This is a genomic window from Agrobacterium sp. MCAB5, assembly GCF_052114365.1.
Taxonomy (GTDB): Bacteria; Pseudomonadota; Alphaproteobacteria; order Rhizobiales; family Rhizobiaceae; genus Agrobacterium; species Agrobacterium tumefaciens.
Genome location: NZ_JBFREP010000010.1, coordinates 115,025 through 136,695, shown reverse-complemented (window position 1 = coordinate 136,695; position 21,671 = coordinate 115,025). Strand labels below are relative to the sequence as shown.

Below are 21,671 nucleotides of genomic sequence, written 5' to 3'. Positions count from 1 at the left end.
CTTGAGCGGCGCGGTGGCTTTAATGGCTGCGCCAGTGGCACTCGCCGCCTCAGGATCTTCACGCCTGGTCACGCTCGATTGGACTGCCACCGAGATTGCCCTTTGCCTTGGAATATCGCCCGTTGGGTGCACGGAAATCTCCGGCTACAGAACATGGGTCAATGTCGCAAATGAAGGCCTTTCGGACGCCGTTGACGTTGGACGACGACAGCAGCCAAGCCTGGAAGCGATCCGCAAATTGCAACCTGACCTCATCTTGACGTCTCGCTACCGGCACGCGTCCATCGCCCGTGCGCTCGGTAAGGTCGCTCCGGTTCACCTGATCGACGATCAGGAAAACGACGGTGACATGTTGGTAAGCGTCTATCAGAGCGCCCGTCAGGCGGGCGCAGCACTTTCCCGATCGGATGATGTCGAAAGGCTCCTCGCACGTTTCGATGATGATATCGAAAACCTGAAATTGCGCGATGCCTGGCAGGCAGGCCGCAAGCTGGTTGTCGCGCAACCATTACCTGGCGTTCCGCGGTTACGGGTCTTTGCACCCAACGCCGCAATTTCGAGCCTTCTCAGGAAAATCGGTTTTGCCGATGGCATTGAAATGCCGGCGCAATCCTTCGGCTTTACGACAATCGATCTAGAAGGACTTGCGTCTCTCGATAGCGACAGCACCTTGTTCATCCTTGGCGAGTCCGTTCCGGCTGATCTTCTCCACGCTTCGCTCTGGCCTATGCTGCCTGTCGTTGCGCAAGGAAATGTCCGTTTGACTGGCACACCCTCCTGGCCGTTCGGTTCCACGGCCTCGTTGCAGCATCTGGCTCGCCAGATCGTCTCCCGGTTCGTCTAGGCGGGCGGGAGCGTATGCGAAGGTCAGAGGTTCTTGGCGAATTGCTGCGGCAACCGGCGCACTCGCAGTGGAGAGATTTCTTCCGGCGCAGGCGGCGTACCGACCTGACCTTCATTGAATTGCTGGAGCACGATAATCTCTTAGTGATACTCGGCAATTACGGTCGCCGACATGGGCCGAGCGCGCCCCTTGCCGCCGTTGCTGGCGAGTGGTCGAAGCGGTACTTCGCCAAGGTAATGAGACCGATTGCTACAGCTGCGATGCTGCTGGATTGGCGCATGCCTCTTACACCGGCAGACTTGAGCATTGACATCAGCGAAGAAGGGGAGATCGTCTCGCTTGGCCTGTCTGGTTTTGGTCGCCCGGTTCAAGCGAAATCAGCACAAGACCGTTTCGACTTTTTGTTCAGTGGCAATATCGAGGGAGTTATCCGAACTGTTTCGGATGTGAGCGGACTGTCACGCAATGTCCTTTGGTCAAACGCGGGAAACATGTTCGAAGCCATCGCGCGCAGTTACGCCATGGAAAACCAGTTCCCCGATGCGGGCGTGGCCGACGCGCTGGAACTGCTTGAATCGCCTCACACGACAGATGGCTCACGTAACCCGCTTTTCAGGCCCATCCTCTACCGTCAATACGAGGGCAAGCCAAAGCGTCTCCGCCGCATCTGTTGCATCCGATATCTGATTAACGGACTGGATTACTGCAAGACGTGCCCATGTCTGAATAGTCGCTCTAGTCCGATGCATGATGCGTGTTATCGCGATATGCACGATGAATCGACCAATGCCGGCGGCAAGACACAGAACTAAGGGCTTTGAATTCACGGGCCGGGCTGCAAGGATTTCGCTGCATCTTTGTGCGATTGTCTCACGAAATCGATAAATGCGCGTAAAGGCGCGGGCACAAGCCGCCGTCCGGAATAATAGAGGAACGGGCCGGAAAACCGCAGCCACCATTCTTCCATCACCGGTACCAGATCTCCTCTATCGAAGTGTGGCCTTAGCCAGTCTTCAAAAATATAAATGATGCCAGAACCGGCAATGGCTGCGTCGATACCAAGATCGGTGCCGCCGCCGAACTGAACAACGAGGCTACCTTTAGGATTTATGGCGATTTCTTCCCCATCGCGTTCGAATTCCCAGGAGGGAAGCGCGCGCCTCGAAAACCGGCCTAAAATACAATCATGCGAAAGCAGGTCTTGTGGATGTTGCGGTTTACCCCTTCTTGCAAGGTAACCCGGCGACGCGGCAAGGGCGTAGCGCTGCTGGCGTGGTCCGATCGGCAAAGCCACCATATCCTGTTCGAGCCGTTCGTCATAACGGATACCTGCGTCGCAGCCGCTCTTTATGATGTCGACGAAATTCTCATCGGTCACGATTTCCAGCCTTATTTCCGGATAGGCCTTTAGGAACGGCGGCACGATCGGAGGCAGGACCAGCCTTGCCGCACTCATCGGAACATTGAGTCTGAGATCCCCCGAGGTGCGGCCGCGGCTGCTTTTCACCTCGTCGAGTGCCGATGCCACCTCTGCGAATGCGGGTCCGGTGCGCTCTAGCAAGAGACTTCCTGCATCCGTCAGGAGCACGCTGCGGGTGGTGCGATTGAATAGTCGTACCCCAAGGTCTTCTTCGAGACGCTTCACCGCATCGCTCAACGCCGAGGAGCTGACTCCACCTTCGCGCGCGGCCTGCCGAAAACCTTTGGATCTAGCCACCAGTAAAAACGCATTCAGATCAGTTAAATCCGACACCCAGCTCTCCAAACGTTAAAAACAATTGTCCGTCTTCACGGACAACCTGTCCGGATTATAGCTTCTTGTAGCGTATATGCCACCTGTCTATTTTGGAGGAACACAAGGAGATGGACCATGAGCACTATTGCAACTTCAGGAACCTTCACGCTTGGCGATCATACGGTGCGCCGGCTGGGCTATGGCGCGATGCAGCTTGCAGGCAAGGGCGTTTTCGGGCCTCCGAGCGATCGTCCGGAGGCCATAGCTGTCCTGCGCGAGGCGGTGGAAAGCGGCGTCAACCACATCGACACCAGCGATTTCTATGGCCCGCATGTTACAAACGAGATAATCCGCGAAGCTTTGCATCCCTATGACAACGACCTTGTGATCGTTACCAAGGTCGGCGCAGGCAGGGGCGCGGACGCTTCGTGGTATCCGGCGTTCTCGCGCGCGGAGCTGACACGGGCCGTTCATGACAACCTCCGCAATCTCGGAGTGGATGTGCTCGATGTGGTCAACCTGCGCGCTATGTTCGACGTGCACGGCCCCGCGGAAGGCTCATTGGACGAGCCTCTTGAAGTTCTGGCGGGTTTAAAGCAACAGGGACTGATCCGGCATATCGGACTGTCTAACGTCACGGCGAAGCAAATCGAGGACGCCGGAAAGATCACCGACATCGCTTGCGTGCAGAACCAGTACAATCTTGCGCATCGGCAGGACGAAACCTTAATCGACACACTCGCCTCCCGAGGGGTTGCCTATGTGCCGTTCTTTCCTCTTGGCGGCTTCTCGCCGCTGCAATCCTCTACGCTGTCTGACGTGGCCGCCCGGCTCAACGCCACGCCGATTCAGGTTGCGCTTGCCTGGCTTCTCCAGCGATCGCCGAACATTCTCCTGATCCCGGGCACATCGTCACGGGGACATCTGCGAGAAAACCTCGCCGCGGCCAGGATAGAGCTCCCCTCGGAGGCACTGTTGGAGCTGGATAAGGTGGCTGCTTAATGCCGCTTGTAGAAATCTGGGGAATTTGTCGATGGGTTGTCATCTGTCCTCACGCCCGCTTTTGGCAAATGCTGCCTAGTCAGCGTCGCCCCAGAAGCAGACATTCGCTGCCATTGTCAGGACAACTTCACTAAGGTGTCGAGGAAAGCGCGGACGGCCGGGTTTGACCGCCGGCTCTCGGGCCACAGCGCCGTGATGTTGTGCCGTTCCACCGCATAATCGGCCAGAACAGGAATAAGCGCTCCACGCCTCACCCAAGTGCTGGCCATGAAATTGGTTGCCATTCCGATTCCGGCACCTGCTGCGATCGTCGCAAGCACGGCTTCGCTCGCGTCAACGATAATGCTCGAGGTGGGCACAATCTCCACCTCCCTGTCCCCTACGTGGAAAGGCCAGCGGAACAGCTGGCCGCTACTCTGGTAGCGCAGGTTGACAGTCTCGTGCTCTTCCAATTGGTCTGGACTGGTCGGCGGGCTGCGCCCGGCCAGATATTCGGGCGAGGCATAACAGCATAGCCGATGTGGCAGAAGGCGGCGCGAAAGCAGGCGCGAATCTGCCACATCACCAATGCGGACCGCTACATCGTAGCCGCCTTCGATAAGATCAACCATGTGATCGCTCAAACGTAGATCTATATTGACCCTCGAATGGAGCCTGCGAAACTGAGGAAGCATCGGCGCTATTACGTGCAGGCCGATAGGCAACGATGCTGCAATCCGTAAAGTGCCAGCGGGCTCGGTGCGCGCTGCTTTTGCCGCCTGCTCTATATCTTCTGCGTCGTGCAGCAGCCTGAGCGCACGCTCATGAAGATCGCGCCCCTCGGTCGTCAGGGCCAGGGAACGTGTCGTACGCGCAAAAAGCGAAACGCCGAGCTGCTTTTCCAGCCGCTGAATGCTTTTGCTGACCGCCGAGGGTGAGATGGACAAGGAGCGGGCGGCGGCGGTGTAGCTTCCGAGCGAGCCGGCCCGAGCGAATGCGATCAACCCAGTCAGTCTATCAATTCCGATTTGTTCCTTCATGGCACTATTAAAGCGAATTATCTGATGATTATCAAGCGAAGGAGATGATCGTATCTTCAGTCATCAAAACGAATATTCAAGCGAGGCCGTGATGACTGATATGATGAAAGCTGTGCGATTGCACGAATTCGGTGGGCCAGATGTTCTTCGTTATGAAGATGCGCCCCGGCCGGAAATGTCGGCGGACGACGTGCTTGTTCGCGTCCATGCCGCCAGCCTCAACCCGCCGGATCTCTATCTGCGCGATGGTTATCGGGCTCTCCCGCCGGAATGGCAGCCCAGTCCAAGCTTTCCGCTGATCCTTGGCACGGACGTTTCCGGCACGGTTGCGGCCGTTGGTGAAAACGTGTCGCAGTTCAAGGTCAACGACGAGGTCTATGCGATGGTCCGCTTCCCGCATGACCTCATGACGGGAAGCAGCGCCTATGCCGAATATGTTCGCGTTCCGGTATCGGAGTTGGCGTTGAAGCCCGCCGGGATAGACCACATCCAGGTTGCCGGTGCGCCCATGTCGCTTTTGACCGCTTGGCAATTTCTGGTCGATTTGGGACATGATTTGCCGAACCCATTCCAGACCTTCCAGCATGCACCGGTTCCGCTCGACGGCAAGATCGTGCTGGTGAACGGCGCCGGCGGCGGCGTTGGCCATCTTGCAGTCCAGATCGCGAAGTGGCGAGGCGCGAAGGTGATTGCCGTTGCTTCCGGCAAAAACGAGGCGCTTCTCTATGATCTCGGTGCCGATATTTTCATCGACTATACGAAGGCGGCTGCCGAAGCAGTGGTGAAGGATGCTGATCTGGTGCTTGACGCCGTCGGCGGCGCGAATATGGAACGCTTTCTCTCCAGCATTAAGCCGGACGGCGCCCTGTTTCTCGTCAACCCGCTGGGTTTTCTAGGCCATGACGAAGCCGCCCGGCGAAAGATCACCGTCTCAACGACACAGGTGCGTTCGAACGGTGCGCAATTGGCAGAGGCCGGTCGTCTGCTCGATGATCGCTCCTTACGGGTGGTGATCGACAGCACCTATCCGCTGGCCGAGGCATCGACAGCGCATCGTCGTGCTTCAGAAAGTAGCATCCAGGGCAAGATCGTGCTGGTTGCCGCCTGATCACCACTTGACCAGTCAAGGCCCCGGTCGCCGAAGCTTGCAAACTCGCTGCCCAAGGGTTTTGCGGTCGAATCGACCGGCCAATCGCTGCAAGAGCGCCAGTCTGGCGAACAGGAGCCTTTGTTGATGGCGTTTCGTATCTGGTCGTTGTCCTTGTGCTTACAGCGCTTTATGGAAGTCGCCACGTTGATTTCAAATGGTCACGTTTTCACTTTCAATTAGTCATCAACATAGTTTCAAACGGTCATTGGCGAACGGTTTGATGGCTCAAGCTCAATCAAATCCTGAATTGCAACAACGGATCGCCTCTTCTGATCCTATCAAGGGGTCGTCGGCAAAGGCGGTGCGGCTCTGCTTATACCCAGCTTTAACAAGGAAAATCTGATACACCACGCTAGGCATTCTCTGCGAGAAAGATCTGGATGTCCGTTGAGATAGAGACCGCTTCTCCAGGCATTCTACCGAGGAGCTTTGCGATGGTCTCAACTGCCAGGCGTGCTTCCAAAAGGGGTCTCTGGTCGATAACCGCGTTGATCTTTCTGGATTTTAGCAGCATCCGTCGATTGGGCGTGAGTTCGTGGGTGATGACCACCGTATTGTCGGTTCGGCCAAGGCGTTGCAGGGCACTGACAATCGGCAAAGCACCCGCGGACAGATGATATATGCCTCGTAATCCCGGGTCATCCCGAAATGCAATCTCTACGACACGGCCAGCTTCCTCTTGATTTTCTCCGGTCTCCAGAACCACGGCCAGACTGCATTCAGGATAACGCTCGGTCATGATGTCGCGAAACCCGGCTTCCCGTTCGCGATGGCCAGTGATATCGCGTGAGCCGGCAACCACGACGACGCGGCCGCCTTGCCGTCCGAGGAAAAGGCCCATCAGGTCGCCAGCCACCCGACCGGCCTGCCTGTCGTTCGGCCCCACATAGGCGGCACGCCCGCAATCTGTGAGGTCGGTCGCCAGAGTAACCACCGGGACATTGCGCGATAGGAATGCTACGGCTTCTCGAACCCTGATATCGTCAGGGCTGGTGATGACGAGGCCATCATAGGAGCGACAATCGCGGACGGCTGCGCCGATCGCCGCCGGCTTTCGTGGATCGATGTGATGGACGAAGAATTGCACGTTCAGTGTTGCGTACATTCGCGATGCAAGATCGATACCCTCGCGCAAAGACGCGTGAAACGGGTTGACTGGCGGTTGGATAAGGACCGCGACGCGTAGCGCGCGTGAAGGGGTACGATCTAGGGCCCGGTCAATACCGAGCGCCCGTGCAGTGGCCAAAACGCGGTCTTCTTTGTCGGTACGCACGCCGCCACGGTTGTTGAGAACCCGATCCACCGTCGCGGTCGAGACCCCGGCTGCCTTTGCAACATCCGAAATGCTTATCTTGCGTGCAGTCATTTACCTCTCCGCCCGGTTTTCTGATTGAATCCCATCAAATTCCAACTTTGTAAATCGGAGATCTCCAGCTAAATCTCTGCGTCAGGGAGGGTCGCCCACCAAGTGAGCGACACCAGGGAAGGACCAGAATATTATGGGTATAACAGTCACCACAGCACCGTGCTGCTGGGGCGTCGATGACGTGCGCAATCCAAACCTACCGCCGTGGGAAATGGTATTCGATGAAGTCGAGGCGGCCGGATATGGGGGAGTGGAGCTTGGGCCCTATGGTTATGTTCCGCTGAACATCGATATGGTCTCTCAGGCTCTGACAAGTCGAGGGCTCTATATCGTCGCCGGAACGATCTTCAATGATCTTGTCGCTGAGGAAAACCGCGATAGCCTGCTGCGCCAGACGGACGAGATTTGCGCTCTGATCACCCGTCTGCCGACGCCGCCGAAGACGCCGGGCCAGCGATTTCCTGCACCTTATCTGACGGTGATGGATTGGGGACACGACGAACGCGATTATGCGGCGGGTCATTCCGACAGGGCACCCCGGCTCGATGACGCGGCATGGAACGGCATGATGGATAATATCAGGGCGATATCCGCTCTTGCCCGCGAGAAATATGGCGTTCGCGCCACCATTCATCCGCATGCCGGCGGTTACATCGAATTCGAGGACGAGATTGCCCGTCTCGCCGTTGACATACCCCAGGAGGTTGCCGGTTTCTGCCTCGACACTGGCCATACCTGGTATGCCGGCATGGACCCTGTCCAAACCCTGCGCAAATACGCCGATCGTCTCGACTACATCCACTTCAAGGACATTGACAGGGCCGTCTTCGGCCGCGTGATGGGTGAGCACATTCGCTTCTTTGAAGCCTGCGCGCAGGGCGTCATGTGTCCCATCGGCAGGGGCTGTATCGACTATCCCGCCATTCGCGCCCTTCTTGATGAGCTTGGTTATGAAGGCTTTATCACCGTTGAGCAGGAGCGTGATCCGCGCAACGCGGGCGGTAGCCTCGCCGACGTAAAACTCAGCCGTGACTATCTCAAGTCGGCTGGCTTCTAACAATCCGGGACAGAAACCTCATGATTTACGGAACGCGTCAGACAAAACGACCTCTTCGCTGGGCTATGGTGGGTGGTGGTCGCGGCAGTCAGATCGGCTATATTCACCGCAGCGCCGCCCTGCGTGACCGCTACTTCGATCTGGTCGCTGGCGCCTTCGACCTCGATGCCGATCGCGGCCGCGCCTTCGGTGTTGAACTGGGGCTCGAGCCCTCGCGATGCTACGCCGACTGGCGTGCGCTTTTCGCAGAGGAGGCAAAGCGTCCGGATGGGATCGAGGCAGTATCGATCGCAACGCCCAACAATACCCACTACGAGATCACCAAGGCTGCACTGGAAAGCGGGCTGCACGTTGTGTGTGAAAAGCCACTGTGCTTCACGGTGGCCGAGGCCGAGGATCTTCAGCGTATCGCCGCAGAGCGCGGCCGTATTGTTGGAGTGACCTACGGCTATAGCGGCCACCAAGTCATCGAGCATGCCCGAGAGCTCGTTGCTGCCGGCGAGCTCGGGGAAATTCGTCTGGTCAACCTGCAATTCGCCCACGGGTTTCACAACGAGGCTGTCGAGCTTCAAAACCCGGCGACCCGCTGGCGCGTCGATCCGAAATTCGCAGGTCCAAGTTATGTGCTCGGCGATATCGGTACACATCCGCTTTATATTTCCGAGGTCATCCTGCCCGACCTCCGTATCAAACGGCTTCTGTGCACCCGGCAGAGCTTCGTCAAGACGCGTGCACCGCTCGAAGACAACGCCATGACCCTGATGGAATATGACAATGGCGCGTTTGGCACCGTCTGGTCGAGCGCCATCAATGCGGGTTCCATGCATGGACAAAAGGTGCGCGTCGTCGGATCAAAGGCTTCGATCGAATGGTGGGACGAGCAGCCAAACCAGCTACGATTTGAGGTTCAGGGCGAGCCGGTACGCATTCTTGAGCGTGGCATGGGCTACCTGCACGCAAAGGCACTTGCCGACGATCGTATCGGTGCAGGCCATCCCGAGGGCCTCTTCGAGGCCTGGGCTAACCTCTACGACCGCTTTGCTATCGCTATGGAGGCGCGCAACGAAAACGATGGCGAACGCCTTGCGAGCCTCCGGTTTCCGGGGATTGCGGCAGGGGTTGAGGGCGTTCGCTGGGTTGAGAACTGCGTTCGTTCCGCCGATCTCGGCGGGGTCTGGGTCGATTATCGGTAGCGCGATGGAGGGAGCAGCACCATTGGCGCAGCTCCATAAATGATTGCCACCCACGCGACGTGGTCCAGCAAGCGATGCTTGTCCGCATCGACGCTCCCGTGAAGGGGCGAATTTATATTATCAGGAGGTTTTGATGAAACACACACTCGATCCGCACATGATCCGTCATTTATCTCTGGAGGAAATTTGCCGAAAGACCGCCGAGCTGGGATACGACTATGTTGAGCTCTCACCCCGTCCGGATTTTCTCTCCTGGTGGACGCGTCCGAAGGTTTATCCCGAGAGGGTAAAGAGCTTCAAGAAGGCCCTCAAGGACCATGGGGTGGGCCTGGCAACGCTGCAGCCAATGTACCGCTGGGCCAGCCCATACCAAGACGAATGGGAAACGGCGATGGAGAACTGGAAGCGTGCCATCGAAATTGCGGCTGAGATGGAGTGCCCGATGTTGGTCTCGGAGTTCGGGCGAGGGGGATCCCCGGATCGAAGCCTGAATGACCGCAGTGGGTTGCATCGTCCAGAGACGTGTGAGGGGCAGTTTTTCCGTGCGATGGATATCCTCGTGCCAATTCTGGAGCGCGAAGGGCTGATCCTTTCGCTCGAAGCGCATCCAGAGGACTGGATTGAGGAAATCGCCCCTGCCATCGATATCATCAAGACGATCAATTCAAAGGCCGTAAAGGCATCGTTCATCGCGCCCCATACCTTCTTCTACGGTCCCGACATGGTTGCTAACCTGCGAGCGACCGAGGGGCTTCTTGCACATGTGCGCCTCGCAGACACCTATGACCATAACAAGTCTTCGCAACTGCGCTACATTGTAAATCCGCCTGGAGCGAAGGTGCGCGTCCATCAACACACCGACTTCGGCCAAGGTGAGATCAACTGGGAAGTACTCTTCTCAACTCTTGCCGACATGAAATTCGACGGTGTCCTTTCAAATTGCGTTTTCGCGTGGGAGGACCGAGCCGAAGACAGTGCCCGTTTCATGCTTCGTGAGACACAGATGTATGTGAACAAGTACTGGCCAAAATAACTCCTCCGCAATCGCGGAGTGGTCGAAAAGGCCCTGCGATATGACCAGGCTTTTGTGGCTCGACCAGATCAACTGGCCTTTCGATGCTATCCCACAGTCGCGGGATCTTTCACTGGGCCACCTCTGGTACGAGCGCCTTCAACGCGGAGAAGGCCTTCTCGTTTCGACAGAGGTCCGGGCTGATTGTGAATGGCGCATGATTGCGCCACGCTTGCCCACCGAGCCGCGAGGCCGAGAAGCGGCAGCTATTGACGAAGTACGTGGTCGGGACCCTTCAAGAGCTTAATTGGACCCATTCATTGCGGCTCGCAAGGTATCGTTGATGCGCTCTTGCCAGCCCGGACCGTCGGCTTGAAAATGCGCGAGCACATCGCTGTCGATTTTCAATGATACAAGCTCTTTGGTGTTAGGAATTGCAGGCCGTTCAACGGCTGGCGCTGCGACCTTCTTTGCCGGTTTGAACAGCGCCTCGGCTGCGTCTTTCGGATTGGACGGTCGTCGGGGTGTTGCCATGGTCATATATCCTCTTGTGTCGTGCGCTCGAACAGCGCAGCCTGTCAGTTTCTGTTTGCAGGCTGTATGTTAAACACAGCGGTGGTCGCAACCCACGTGTAGTGGTTAGCCGGAAGAACGTAATTGCTGCAGATAAACCGTCAGCCTCACCCGCGCAATCTGGAAGAGATCGTGCACCGTTATCGACAATTGCATTCGGAGGCCGCAGGTTCTTGTCAAGGTGTTAGCGCCCCTTGGCGAGATACACACCCTTCGTGTTGATCTATTCTCATGCCCTTTCCGCTGGCGGATCATTTCACTCCCCTGCCGCCACTCCCTCGCGTCGTGGATCCGCGCTGCCGATCAAACCTTCGGCGGTTATCTCGATGGCATGCAAACCGGAATTCATCTCGCCCGGTTTCACCTCGTAACCCAGCGCCTTCAGTGGCCCTGCCAGACCTTCCGCGCTTGTACCGGCCTCGATGTCGTAGGTGCCGAAGCGGTTGATGAGATGCGGCTGGGAGACGATCGCCTCTACAGGCATGCCCCAATCGATATAGGCGATCAGCGCCTGCGCTACATAGCCGATGATCTGGCTGCCGCCCGGCGAACCGATGGCGAGCAGCGGTTTGCCATTCTTCATCACGATCGTCGGGGCCATGGAGGAGCGCGGTCGTTTGCCTGGCTCAACGCGGTTGGCGATCGGCAGACCGCCATCATGGGTCTTGAAGGAAAAGTCCGTCAACTCATTATTGAGCAGGAAGCCGTTCGTCATCAGACGCGAGCCGAAGCCACTTTCGATCGTTGTCGTCATCGAGACCACGTTGCCGTCCTTGTCGACGATGACAAAATGGCTTGTGGAGGGCAACTCGATCGCCGCATCCCGGCCGAAAAGAAGCGCGTGGTCCCATTCCGGCTCGCCGGCCTTGACGGCGTCGTTGGTCAACGCCTTATCGCCGTCGAGCAGCTTTGCCCTCCCGCCCAAATAGGTCTTGTCCAACAGGCCCTTGATCGGCAGTGGCACGAAACCGGTGTCAGCGACGTAACGCTCGCGGTCGGCGAAGGCGAGACGCTGGGCGTCGCCGATAATGCGCCAACTGTCGACATTTTTTGGCCCAAGCGCCTTGAGATCAAAATTCTCCACCAGACCAAGAATCTGGCCGATGGCGATTCCGCCCGACGACGGCGGCCCCATGCCGCAAACGTCAAGAGCACGATAGACAAAGCAGACCGGCTCGCGCTCGACGACCCGATAGTTGGAAAGATCGGCCAGCGACAGCACGCCGGGATTGTCGGCCGCCTCGCGCACAGTCTTGACGATCGCCTCGGCAATTCGCCCTTTGTAAAAGGCATCGGCGCCGCCTTTGGCCAGCGCCGCAAGCGTCTCGGCATAGGCCGGGTTCTTCAAAGGAGCGCCGGCCTGCAGGGCGGCCCCGGAGGTGTCAAAGAAATAGGACCGGGGTTCTGTATATTTCTTCAACCGGTCTCCCTCGGACGCGATGAGGGAGGCAAGACGCGGTGACACCTTAAAGCCCTCTGTAGCCAGCGTTTCCGCCGGCTTCAGCAGGCTTGCCCATTCGGCCTTTCCATAGCGTTTGTGGGCTTCCTCCAGAAGTCGCACCGTTCCCGGCGTGCCAACAGAGCGGCCGCCGACCACTCCGTCCATGAATTTTAGCGGTTGACCTTTGTCATCCAGGAATAGCTTCGGTGTGGCTTCCATCGGCGCCGTCTCGCGGCCGTCAAACGTGGTCAACTTGCCGCTTTTTGCGTCGTAATAGACGAGGAAGGCACCCCCACCGAGACCGGAACTCTGCGGTTCAACGAGGCCGAGCATGGCCTGCACCGCCACCATTGCATCGATGGCGTTACCGCCCTTGGCAATCACATCACGCCCTGCCTCAGTCGCCAGCGGATTGGCCGCCGCTACCATGAAGCTCTTTGCCTCGATGCGTTTGGCAGCCCCAATATCGGTCGCTTTTTCGGGCGCCACCGTGTCGGACGCCTGCTGCGCGGAGGCGACTGCGGTGGAAAGCATCAAGGCGAAAAATGCCTCACCGAGAAATTTCATTTTCATCAGCCAAATCCTCCAGCGACGTACAACTCGTTAATGTAGCAGGGCATTCAACTGAGCCAGCAGGCAGGCCGAACCTTTATCGACCACGGCACGGCCACTTTTAGAACTCTTCCTTCACTGCTGCAAAGCTTCGGCCTTCACCGGTATTTCAGCCCCGTCCGTTGGCTCGCTCCGCTGTTAAGCGTCTGTCTGGCGCGCCGCTCTTTTTCGGCACTATGGTGGCTGTCTCGCCGCATGTCCATCATGTCGAAGGGTCGACCTGTCGTTGGAAAACGGAAATCTGCTCATTTCCCATCCGACAAGCCTTTCGAGTTGGTATATGGCGGCGGACTTCTCTGCCTTCTTCAGGAAACCGGAAGGCAGGCTCGCATTATTTTTCCGACAGTATAGATGGGCAGTTTGGTGTTCATCCAGGCCACGAGCTGGAGCTAATGACATAGGACGGAGCGCAAGGGTAGTAAATGCGGGCGCTGTTGTCTCCACGCATCTGCCTTAATAACGGCGTCGCCGGTTCTGACCCTTTCAACTGCGTGGATATGCTAGCGGTAGACCGCTATCAGGATGGCGCATAACGCCCATTCGGGTCTCGTAGATTGCTTGCAGTTGATCCGGGGCCACGATGTCCTCTGGTCCTCCACGTGCAATGAGTTTTCCACAATGAAGTGCCAGGATTTCGTCACAAAAGCGAGCCGCCATGTTCACGTCGTGGAGCACGACAATGGCCCCAAGTCCACGCTCGTCAACGAGCCGGCGAACAAGCGTGAGAATGTCGATCTGGTGGGCGATATCAAGGGCCGAGGTCGGCTCATCAAGGAGGAGACAATCGGGGTTTTGCGCAACGAGCATCGCGAGCCAGACCCGCTGCCGCTCCCCACCTGAAAGCGTGTCGATGAAGCGGGCGCGATAACGCGCCACGTCTGTCAGCCTCATCGCTTCCTCCACCCTCATCTTGTCCTCAAGGCCAAACCGGCCAAGAGCGCCGTGCCATGGATATCGTCCGAGCGCGACTAGCTCGCTGACAAGCATACCTGCAGTATCGGGCGCCTGCTGGGGCAAATAGGCCACCTTACGAGCGAATGGCCTGCTGCCCCATTCATGCAAGTCTTTTCCATCAAAGGAAATCTTGCCAGCACTCAGTGGATTTTGGCGGGCCAGGAGCTTGATCAATGTCGACTTGCCAGAGCCATTGTGCCCGATCAGGCCGATAATTCGCCGTGCTGGCAAACTTATTGTCAGTGGTTCGAGCAAAACCCGAGTTCCGACGGAGAAACTGGCCCGCTCCAACTCAAAAAGGGGTATCCTCGAGATGGTTCTCGTTCTGCTGTCTTCGGATATCTGAACCAAGGCTGTTACCTCATTTTAGAGCCTGGGGCTTTGTCTGCCCCGCGAGCGGATCACCCACAGAAAGTATGGCCCCCCGATAAAGGCGGCGATGACGCCTGCGGGAATCTCATAGGGAAAGTCGGCAGCCCGTCCCAACCAGTCGGCTGAGATCATCAGCGTTGCGCCGACCGCGCTCGCCGTGAGAAGCGTCAGGATTTGGCCGCGTGCCCCGGCCGCTCGGGCGATGTGCGGTGCCATCATGCCGACGAAGCTTAACGGGCCAACAATTACGGTCGCAGCTCCCGTCAGGACAGCAATGAACAGCAAAAGCACGAGGCGGGATCGCGCCGGATTGAGTCCAAGAGAGCGTGCAGTGCTGTCCCCAAGCGCCAAGACCTCTAGCGGGCGGCGCAAGAGTGGCGAGATGGCCAGCCCGATCAAAACCAACGCTGCAGCGATGCTCGCGACGAAGCTGGTCGCACGAAAGGTAGGACCCATGGTCCACGCCAGAATGTAACTTGCGCGCGGATCGCCACTGGCAACAATGAGCGAAATTATCGCAGTCGCGAGCGCACTGATGGCTATGCCAGACAGAAGAACAGGTCCAGGCGCATAGCTTTTCCCTTTTGCCACAAGCAGAATGATCGCAAACGCGGCGACTGCACCGGTTATGCCGCCGGCAAGCGGCAAAATAGGCGACGCCATTCCTCCGGCGAAGAAAGCTGCGATAATCCCCAGTCCGGCTCCGGCGCTGATGCCGAGCCCTTCCGGGCTCGCTATGGGATTACGCGTGATCGTTTGTGTGAGGGAACCCGCAATGGCCAGCATTGCGCCAGCACTTGCCGAGGTCAGGACCCTTGGCCATCGACCGGCAAACAACACGGATGTTTCCACCCCGCCAGCTATGAAGCTCTCGGTCAGCGAGAACAACGCGATAACGGCAGCAATGGCAAGAGAACCAGGCAGCAAAAAGCAGCCTGCCAGAGGGATCTCTCTTTGGTTCAGGGCATTGCTGTTAAGCTGGTCAATGGAATGGGGTACATGTTTGATGAGTACCAACATCACTATGGCGCCGACGATTGCGGTGGCGGTACCCGTCGGCACCTCACCGACGACGGGCGCTCCAGCAAGCACGAGACTGTCAGCGAACAGCAGGAGGCCGGCACCAAGCAGTCCTCCCCACAGCAGTCGTTGGCGGAGCGTTCGAGCGCCAACTATTCGGGCGAGGTTGGTGGCTGCAAGGCCGACGAACGCGATGACGCCGACGCGGGCTACAACAACAGCCGACAGTACGGTTGCGATAAACAGTACCGCCGCGCGCAACCCGCCCGGGGACAGTCCGAGGCTGCGGGCACGGCTTTCATCAAGACCGATAACTGAAAGCGGTCGAAAGAACAGCAACAGCAGCGGTATCAGCACGATCATGCGCAAGGCCAATGCGGTCGCGTTGGAATAGTCATTCTGGATGAGTGAACCACTTCCCCAGATGAACACCCCGCGCAGATATTCGTGGTGAAACAAGGCTAGTATGACGGAGGCCGAGCCGGCGGAAAAGCTGATCACCATCCCACAGAGAAGGAGTGTCATCGGTGCGAAGTTTGAAGCTTTTCCCAGTCCCGCAACGAGTGTTACGGCGACGAGGCCGCCCACAAGCCCGGCTATCTCGCGCTCGCCTGCCGTAACTGCAACTGTAGAAAGGGAAAGAAGGGTGATCGCCAACTGAGCGCCAGAAAGTATCCCGAGCGTCGAGGGTTCTGCCAGAGGGTTTTTCAGGAGCTGCTGGAATATTACACCCGTGAAAGCAAGCGCACCACCAGCCAGCAGAGCGACGAGGAACCGTGGGACAATCGAGAAATAGACATAGATCTGGCCGAACGAAGCTGGATCCGGCTGCCATAAGGCCCCTGGAATGTCGGAGATGGCCACATAGTGAACAACGGCAAAGGCGTGGAGCGCGATCGCTGCCAGTGTGATGGTAAAGGCGAGGCGCGGTGGGGTGATGAAACGGTTTCTCATGCGATGCCGAGACTCTGCCGCAGGACTTCGGCAAACCGCATCGCTGATGGAAACGCGCCAAATACCCATGTGGGTGGAATCATCGCTACACGACCATTCCGTACGGCCGGCAAGGCGTTCCATAGTGCGCTTTGCAAAAAAAGGCCCGGTGGACCCGGCTCGATGATGACCAGTCTTGCTTCAGGATAGCGCGCGATCGCCTCCAATCCCGCCGTTGCAAAGCCCCAGTTATTGGTCTTGCCATCCCATGCGTTGGCAATGCCGATCCGTTTCAGGACATCATCGAACAAGCCACCTGCGCCGTAGATATCGATAAGCCTGTCATCCGTAAACTTGATGATCAAAAGGGCGCGCCCGTCGTAGTCTTTTGCGTTGTGAGCTATCGCGTTCAGTCTCGCGTAGGATAGTTCCAAATAATCTGTCGCACGCTCTTCCCTGCCAATGCGACGTGCAATCTCCTTGAGGGCGTGTTCTGCGGCAAGCAATGGTTGCCGGGCGGGGCCGTAAAGTGGCAGCGCAAGGGTGGGAGCAATCGCGCCGAGACGTTCAGCAGAGATACCATATCCGGCTTGAGACACGATCAGCTCGGGTTTCAGGGCTCTTAGCAGTTCAACGTTCGGCCATGATCTCAGGCCAAGGTCGATCGTGTCTGTCGAAAGTGCAGGTGTTACAACGCGGTCACCGTAAAGAGGGGCTTCGGCAACAGCAAATGGCTTGTAGTCCAGAGCGAGAAGGCTTTCTGCCCATCCCCAGTCCAACACGGCGAGCCGACGCGTTTCCGTGCTTGCTGTTGCAACTGCTGGCAGGAAAACGGAAGCCAACCCGGCGGTGAATTGCCGCCGCGTCAGCCTGTAATCACGATTTGGGTAACGAGCGTCAGACACAATCCTACCAGCTATACTTGAGAGTAGCGTAGACGGTGCGACCCTCGCCCCAATAGCATCCCGTCGCAGCAATGCAGGTCGAGACATACTTGCGGTCGAATATGTTGCTGACATTCAGCGACGCCTTCAAACCTTCCAGCTTCGGGTCTGCCTTGCCGAAATCGTAGCGAACGGCAGCATCAAATACGGTGTATGAGGGGATGTCGAATTTGTTGGCATTGTCGCCAAAAGTCTGACCAGTGTAACGGGCGCCACCGCCAAAGCTCAGACCATCCCAGATGGTCGATGTCTGCAGTGTGTAGTCCAGCCAAAGCGATGCCTGCTGGCGTGGGACAAAGGCAAAGCGATTGCCCTCGTTGCTGATACCGGCAGCATTTGGATTGGCTTTGGTGATCTCGCTGTCGGTGTATGCATAAGATGCCAAGACAGAGAACGCGTCTGTGATTTCCGCCTTGCCCTCAAGTTCGACACCGCGCATCCTGACTTGGCCCGTCTGCACACTGTAGTTCGTGAATCCGGGGCTCGTATCTGGCGACAGGACATTGTCCTGTATAAGGTGATAGGCAGAAAGGGTGACGAAGCTGTTGCTACCGTTGGGCTGGTACTTGACCCCAACCTCGAACTGTTCACCGGTAGTAGGCTCGAAGGCGTTACCCAAACGGTCGGTGCCGCTGGCCGGATTGAAGGAGGTTGAGTAGCCGGCGTATGGCGACAAACCGTTGTCAAAATTATAGACGAGGCCGGCCCTCCAGGTAAACTTGCCGTCTCTCTGATCGACCTGATTGTCAGCGACGCTCGTCCGGGTCCTCGTATCTGTATTTGCCCAGTCGTAGCGGCCACCGAGCGAGAACACGAAATTGTTCCACTCCATCTGATCCTGAGCGTAGAGCCCGATCTGGCTGCGGTCCTGATCGATCCGTGTTGCGATCGGCGGGCGCGTGATCGCCGTTGCGCCGTAGACGGGGTCAAGTCCATTGAAGGGAGTGAAAATTGGGGAAAGCGCGGACTCTTCGTAGCGGCTGCTTTCGTAGGAATAGTCGAGGCCGAACAATGCGGTATGAGCGACGTCCCCCGTTTGGAAATTTCCGATCGCTTGATTGTCCACGGTGACGGCGCGGGCACTTTCGGGAAACGCCCAGGCATATCGGTAGAAGGCCGTGGGATTGCAGGCTGCCGGGCAATAGGGCTGAACGCGCTGAGTGTCTGTTCCGATATAGGAGTAGCGAAGGTTCTGTCTGATGGTCCAGGTGTCATCGACTTCGTGTTCGAACTCGTAACCGACAGATGCCTGGTCGCTCTTGTAGTGGTCGTAACCCGGTTCGCCTGGGAATGCACTGCGGGGCAATTCCGGATACATGCGGGTATAGAGTGTGCCGTTCGCGGGAAGCGCCGGCGCTCCGCCGCCGCCGGGAGAGTCGATGTGCTGATAGCTACCGTAAACCGTCAGTGATGTTCCCTCATCCGCCTTGAAAGTGAATGAAGGCGCAATATATCCCTTCTTCTCGCGCACATAGTCATACTGGGTATCGGTCAACCGGCCGACGCCGACGATGCGGTAGAGGAAACTGTCATCGTCACCAGCGCCACCGCCGAGATCGAATGCTGTCTGTATACGCTTATCGGTGCCGAACTGCATCTCCACTTCATTGAGAGCAGTTGCGCTCGGCCGTTTTGATACCATGTTGATCAGACCGCCGGGATCGCCCTGGCCATAGAGGACCGATGCCGGACCCTTCAGGACTTCGGCGCGCTCGAGGCTGAACGGTTCGACACGTGGCTGGGCATAGCCGCGCGATCCAAACGGTAGGCGCAGGCCATCCAGATATCGACTTGGTCGAAATCCACGTATCGTAAACCAGTCATAGCGGGAATCGTCGCCATATTGGCTGATGACGCCTGGCGTATAGCGAAGAGCCTGGGTCAGCGTGGTCGAACCTTGAGCAGCAATCTGGTCTTTCGTTACAACATTGACGGCCTGTGGAGTGTCTTTGAGTGAGGTGCCCGTCTTCGTCGCTGTGGCGCTCTGTGTGGCGACAAACCCCTCTACAGGCCCACGAGCGTTCTCTCCCTGCACAACGATGGGCTCAAGGATTGTCGCGCCAACCGCACTGGCGCTTGACGAGGAGTTTTGCGGGTTGATCAAAAGGACCGTATTTGCGGTCGTAAATCGGAAGGTCAGGCCTGTGCCCGCGAGAAGACGTCTGAGCGCGCCCTCAGCCGAGAGATTTCCGGCTGTACCGACGCTGCGCAGGTTTGCCGGCAGAGGACCGTCAAAAGCGACATCGATACCGGTCACCGATGAGAAGCGCACCAGCGCAGCCGACAGGGGCTGACCGGAGATCGCAAATTCGTAGCTCTTGGCGGTCTGAGCAACTGCTCCTGTTGACAAGACGACGGTGGTGAAACTGGCGCAGGCCGCCAACAACATTATACGGTACAGTCTCATGCGAAAGCCGCCGGCTTGGTTTTTATGTGTCACTCGTTTTGCCCCCTGCAAACGGACCAATACCCGAGCATTTTCGGGCTTCTGAACAGGGGACGTTTCAGCTTGGAAAAAACCTCGGTCGATTTTCTGATTTTTATTGCGGATAGATCAACGTCAGCAAAGGCGAGTAGCTCGCAATACGGATAGGCAGGCCGTGCTCCAGACTTTCCAGTATCCGACCGGCCCTGCGCACGTCCACGATGATGCTGATCGGCCGGCGGGCCAGGGCTCTGTCCATGACAATCATCTTGCCGTAGCGCCATTTTGACAGGGCAGCAACGACATCCTCGAACGGAGCCGAGATGAAAACGAGCCTTCCGCTTCGCCACGAGAGTCTCGTCTCAATATCCGTCTGTGATGGCACCGACAGTTTGTCATTGGCGAAAAGCACGGACTGCCCCTCCTGGACGATCCGCTCTTGGCTCAACGATGAGACCTTTACCGTGTGTTCTGCAACCGCGACGACGATACCTTCCTCATGCATCCCAACGGAAAACTGAGTGCCAAGCGCTAAAGCTCTGAGGTCCTTATAATCAACAGAGAACGGTCGAGCAGCGTCCCGCGCGACGGTGAAAAACGCTTCGCCTTGTTGTAAAATGACGTGTCGCTGGCCCGCCGTGAAATTTAACGATATGGCGCTCGCCGTCGACAGTTCGGCAACCGATCCGTCGGGCAAGGAAAAGCGCGCGGTCTCTCCGACGCCTGTCCGGTAATCTGTTTGCTGCCTTAAATATGCGTGCGTCCCAAGCCCGGCGGCGGTCAGGATAGCAAGTGCACCGCCGGATTTCAGGATTTTTCGCCGTCTGACAGATGCAGGGCTTGATACCTCTGGCAGGGCCGAGGCTCCAAGCCACAAACGTTCCAGTTCGGCATAGGCTCCTGCATGGGCCGGGCTTTGTTCGAGCCAAACCCTGAAATTGGCACGGTCGAGTGGTGTCGCGCTGTCATCGAGAAGCAGCGCGAACCATTCGGCTGCACGGCGTGATATCTCTGGATCATTGTCAGGACAGTGCTCCTGAAGGGAAAAATCCTGCATCCGCCGCCTCATTCTTAGCCGCCATGCGACTTTTAGCGCTCGTAGTTGACCTCTGCACGCAACCGCTCAAGCGCCACGACCATGTGACCAAAGACCGTTTTGGGCGATATTCCCAGTCGTTCGCCAATCTCGACATATGTCAGGCCGTCAATACGAGCGAGGATAAAAACCTGCTGGGCGCGGGCAGGCATGTGTTCCAGTGCGGCCTGAACGCGAAGCAGTTCCTGACGGCTGATGGTAGCTGCTTCCGCAGATGGTGCGGGATCACCAATGGATTCAAGGCCTTCGATTCCGTCCGAAAAGGGGGCAATCTTGCGGCGGCGTTCGTGATCAAGCGCAAGATTGCGGCCGGTAATCATGAAATAGGCTGCCAGGTCGACAACATCACGTAACAGGCCCGGCCGTTCCCAAAAGCGAAGAAAAGTATCCTGAAGGAGATCGGCAGTTGTCGCCGGGCAATGGACCCGACGGTAGATGACGCGCATCAGACGAGAGCGTACGCCCATAAAGGTCTCGAGGATTTCAGGGTGTTTTGCGCTTTCCATGAAAACGCTGCTACCATTGGCTCGGGATCAAATCAAGATAAGATGAAATTTGCAATCAAGTTTTTACGCCGCCAAGCGCTTGCGTATTGCAGCCGATTTGATCGGCTCGCCATTGATGCTTGTGATGCCCAGCAGCAATCTGCTCTTCGCAGAGCCTTCTCCGTACCCGGCGAAGGCGGAACCGACGCCATGCCGAATGTCACAGCTTGGCGTGTTGCCAGGACCAGATCTTGTTCCGACGCCTTTTTGGCGACCGCGAATGCTGACCTGTGGACGCCGGCCTATCGAAAGTTGGATATGAAAAACCAGACTCGTGCCGCTGCCTTGGACAAGCGGATGCTTCTATAGGTTGCAACCTGGGCGGCGGGGTGAGAGCCCGCATAATAACCAGATGCCATTTAAAAGGCACAGCTGATA

Annotated in this window: 19 protein-coding genes; 8 read left to right on the top strand and 11 right to left on the bottom strand. The window is 57.5% G+C overall.

The window, feature by feature from the left end; genetic code table 11:
- The first annotated feature begins 22 nt into the window (after positions 1-22).
- The gene (locus AB4Z23_RS20735) at positions 23-844 is read left to right on the top strand and encodes an iron-siderophore ABC transporter substrate-binding protein (protein ID WP_025591584.1); all 822 of its coding nucleotides are present in this window, start codon (positions 23-25) and stop codon (positions 842-844) included.
- A 14-nt stretch (positions 845-858) separates the two neighbouring features.
- The gene (gene fhuF / locus AB4Z23_RS20730; RefSeq protein WP_025591586.1) at positions 859-1,656 is read left to right on the top strand and encodes a siderophore-iron reductase FhuF; all 798 of its coding nucleotides are present in this window, start codon (positions 859-861) and stop codon (positions 1,654-1,656) included.
- A gap of 11 nt (positions 1,657-1,667) precedes the next feature.
- Here the strand turns inward: fhuF and AB4Z23_RS20725 are convergent, their stop codons facing one another.
- On the bottom strand, positions 1,668-2,597 hold the full coding sequence (locus AB4Z23_RS20725) for a LysR family transcriptional regulator (protein ID WP_025591588.1): 930 nt from the start codon (positions 2,595-2,597) through the stop codon (positions 1,668-1,670).
- A 117-nt stretch (positions 2,598-2,714) separates the two neighbouring features.
- Here AB4Z23_RS20725 and AB4Z23_RS20720 point away from each other — a divergent pair, with 117 nt between their 5' ends.
- Complete coding sequence (locus tag AB4Z23_RS20720; RefSeq protein ID WP_025591590.1) at positions 2,715-3,581, top strand: aldo/keto reductase family oxidoreductase; 867 nt, start codon at positions 2,715-2,717, stop codon at positions 3,579-3,581.
- Positions 3,582-3,697: 116 nt separating this feature from the next.
- On the opposite strand, the gene AB4Z23_RS20715 is transcribed toward AB4Z23_RS20720, so the two are convergent.
- Positions 3,698-4,600, bottom strand: coding sequence for a LysR family transcriptional regulator (locus AB4Z23_RS20715; protein WP_025591593.1), 903 nt, complete (start codon positions 4,598-4,600; stop codon positions 3,698-3,700).
- Between the two features lie 91 nt (positions 4,601-4,691).
- On the opposite strand from AB4Z23_RS20715, the gene AB4Z23_RS20710 reads away from it, so the two are divergent.
- Positions 4,692-5,708 (top strand): NADP-dependent oxidoreductase, encoded by a 1,017-nt coding sequence (locus tag AB4Z23_RS20710; RefSeq protein WP_441360716.1) that lies wholly within the window; start codon positions 4,692-4,694, stop codon positions 5,706-5,708.
- 394 nt (positions 5,709-6,102) lie between these two features.
- Here AB4Z23_RS20710 and AB4Z23_RS20705 read toward each other — a convergent pair whose 3' ends face one another.
- Positions 6,103-7,116, bottom strand: a complete 1,014-nt coding sequence (locus tag AB4Z23_RS20705; RefSeq protein ID WP_441360715.1) for a LacI family DNA-binding transcriptional regulator — start codon at positions 7,114-7,116, stop codon at positions 6,103-6,105.
- A gap of 133 nt (positions 7,117-7,249) precedes the next feature.
- Here AB4Z23_RS20705 and AB4Z23_RS20700 point away from each other — a divergent pair, with 133 nt between their 5' ends.
- The 3 genes from AB4Z23_RS20700 (at position 7,250) to AB4Z23_RS20690 (ending at position 10,399) form a co-directional block, all read left to right on the top strand.
- Positions 7,250-8,173, top strand: coding sequence for a sugar phosphate isomerase/epimerase family protein (locus AB4Z23_RS20700; protein ID WP_441360714.1), 924 nt, complete (start codon positions 7,250-7,252; stop codon positions 8,171-8,173).
- 20 nt (positions 8,174-8,193) lie between these two features.
- Complete coding sequence (locus AB4Z23_RS20695) at positions 8,194-9,366, top strand: Gfo/Idh/MocA family protein (RefSeq protein WP_065687609.1); 1,173 nt, start codon at positions 8,194-8,196, stop codon at positions 9,364-9,366.
- A gap of 133 nt (positions 9,367-9,499) precedes the next feature.
- A complete protein-coding gene (locus tag AB4Z23_RS20690) occupies positions 9,500-10,399 on the top strand; it encodes a sugar phosphate isomerase/epimerase family protein (RefSeq protein WP_441360713.1) in 900 nt (299 codons plus the stop codon).
- 282 nt (positions 10,400-10,681) lie between these two features.
- On the opposite strand, the gene AB4Z23_RS20685 is transcribed toward AB4Z23_RS20690, so the two are convergent.
- The 8 genes from AB4Z23_RS20685 to AB4Z23_RS20650 form a co-directional block, all read right to left on the bottom strand.
- Positions 10,682-10,912, bottom strand: a complete 231-nt coding sequence (locus tag AB4Z23_RS20685) for a BrnA antitoxin family protein (protein WP_003517125.1) — start codon at positions 10,910-10,912, stop codon at positions 10,682-10,684.
- 295 nt (positions 10,913-11,207) lie between these two features.
- Positions 11,208-12,965, bottom strand: coding sequence for a gamma-glutamyltransferase (gene ggt / locus AB4Z23_RS20680; RefSeq protein ID WP_080850348.1), 1,758 nt, complete (start codon positions 12,963-12,965; stop codon positions 11,208-11,210).
- 522 nt (positions 12,966-13,487) lie between these two features.
- Entirely contained in the window at positions 13,488-14,213 is a 726-nt protein-coding gene (locus AB4Z23_RS20675) for an ATP-binding cassette domain-containing protein (RefSeq protein WP_025591605.1), read from the bottom strand.
- Positions 14,214-14,324: 111 nt separating this feature from the next.
- Positions 14,325-16,304, bottom strand: a complete 1,980-nt coding sequence (gene fhuB, locus AB4Z23_RS20670) for a Fe(3+)-hydroxamate ABC transporter permease FhuB (RefSeq protein WP_441360712.1) — start codon at positions 16,302-16,304, stop codon at positions 14,325-14,327.
- Complete coding sequence (locus AB4Z23_RS20665) at positions 16,301-17,125, bottom strand: ABC transporter substrate-binding protein (protein WP_051365478.1); 825 nt, start codon at positions 17,123-17,125, stop codon at positions 16,301-16,303. Before AB4Z23_RS20665 ends, fhuB begins: the two co-directional genes overlap by 4 nt.
- Positions 17,126-17,192: 67 nt before the next feature.
- A complete protein-coding gene (locus AB4Z23_RS20660; protein WP_244561985.1) occupies positions 17,193-19,634 on the bottom strand; it encodes a TonB-dependent siderophore receptor in 2,442 nt (813 codons plus the stop codon).
- A 133-nt stretch (positions 19,635-19,767) separates the two neighbouring features.
- Positions 19,768-20,709, bottom strand: coding sequence for a FecR family protein (locus AB4Z23_RS20655; protein WP_441360711.1), 942 nt, complete (start codon positions 20,707-20,709; stop codon positions 19,768-19,770).
- Between the two features lie 32 nt (positions 20,710-20,741).
- Entirely contained in the window at positions 20,742-21,254 is a 513-nt protein-coding gene (locus AB4Z23_RS20650) for an RNA polymerase sigma factor (protein WP_441360710.1), read from the bottom strand.
- Positions 21,255-21,296: 42 nt separating this feature from the next.
- Here AB4Z23_RS20650 and AB4Z23_RS20645 point away from each other — a divergent pair, with 42 nt between their 5' ends.
- Positions 21,297-21,602, top strand: coding sequence for a hypothetical protein (locus AB4Z23_RS20645; protein ID WP_025591615.1), 306 nt, complete (start codon positions 21,297-21,299; stop codon positions 21,600-21,602).
- The last annotated feature ends 69 nt before the right edge of the window (positions 21,603-21,671 follow it).

Bases quoted from the DNA above. Each gene is read 5' to 3' on its own strand.
- fhuF (WP_025591586.1), top strand. From the start codon at position 859: ATGCGAAGGTCAGAGGTTCTTGGCGAATTGCTGCGGCAACCGGCGCAC.
- AB4Z23_RS20645 (WP_025591615.1), top strand. From the start codon at position 21,297: ATGAAATTTGCAATCAAGTTTTTACGCCGCCAAGCGCTTGCGTATTGC.
- AB4Z23_RS20710 (WP_441360716.1), top strand. From the start codon at position 4,692: ATGACTGATATGATGAAAGCTGTGCGATTGCACGAATTCGGTGGGCCA.
- AB4Z23_RS20705 (WP_441360715.1), bottom strand. From the start codon at position 7,116: ATGACTGCACGCAAGATAAGCATTTCGGATGTTGCAAAGGCAGCCGGG.
- AB4Z23_RS20700 (WP_441360714.1), top strand. From the start codon at position 7,250: ATGGGTATAACAGTCACCACAGCACCGTGCTGCTGGGGCGTCGATGAC.
- fhuB (WP_441360712.1), bottom strand. From the start codon at position 16,304: ATGAGAAACCGTTTCATCACCCCACCGCGCCTCGCCTTTACCATCACA.
- AB4Z23_RS20660 (WP_244561985.1), bottom strand. From the start codon at position 19,634: ATGAGACTGTACCGTATAATGTTGTTGGCGGCCTGCGCCAGTTTCACC.
- AB4Z23_RS20685 (WP_003517125.1), bottom strand. From the start codon at position 10,912: ATGGCAACACCCCGACGACCGTCCAATCCGAAAGACGCAGCCGAGGCG.
- ggt (WP_080850348.1), bottom strand. From the start codon at position 12,965: ATGAAAATGAAATTTCTCGGTGAGGCATTTTTCGCCTTGATGCTTTCC.
- AB4Z23_RS20735 (WP_025591584.1), top strand. From the start codon at position 23: ATGGCTGCGCCAGTGGCACTCGCCGCCTCAGGATCTTCACGCCTGGTC.
- AB4Z23_RS20655 (WP_441360711.1), bottom strand. From the start codon at position 20,709: ATGCAGGATTTTTCCCTTCAGGAGCACTGTCCTGACAATGATCCAGAG.
- AB4Z23_RS20715 (WP_025591593.1), bottom strand. From the start codon at position 4,600: ATGAAGGAACAAATCGGAATTGATAGACTGACTGGGTTGATCGCATTC.
- AB4Z23_RS20695 (WP_065687609.1), top strand. From the start codon at position 8,194: ATGATTTACGGAACGCGTCAGACAAAACGACCTCTTCGCTGGGCTATG.
- AB4Z23_RS20690 (WP_441360713.1), top strand. From the start codon at position 9,500: ATGAAACACACACTCGATCCGCACATGATCCGTCATTTATCTCTGGAG.
- AB4Z23_RS20720 (WP_025591590.1), top strand. From the start codon at position 2,715: ATGAGCACTATTGCAACTTCAGGAACCTTCACGCTTGGCGATCATACG.
- AB4Z23_RS20650 (WP_441360710.1), bottom strand. From the start codon at position 21,254: ATGGAAAGCGCAAAACACCCTGAAATCCTCGAGACCTTTATGGGCGTA.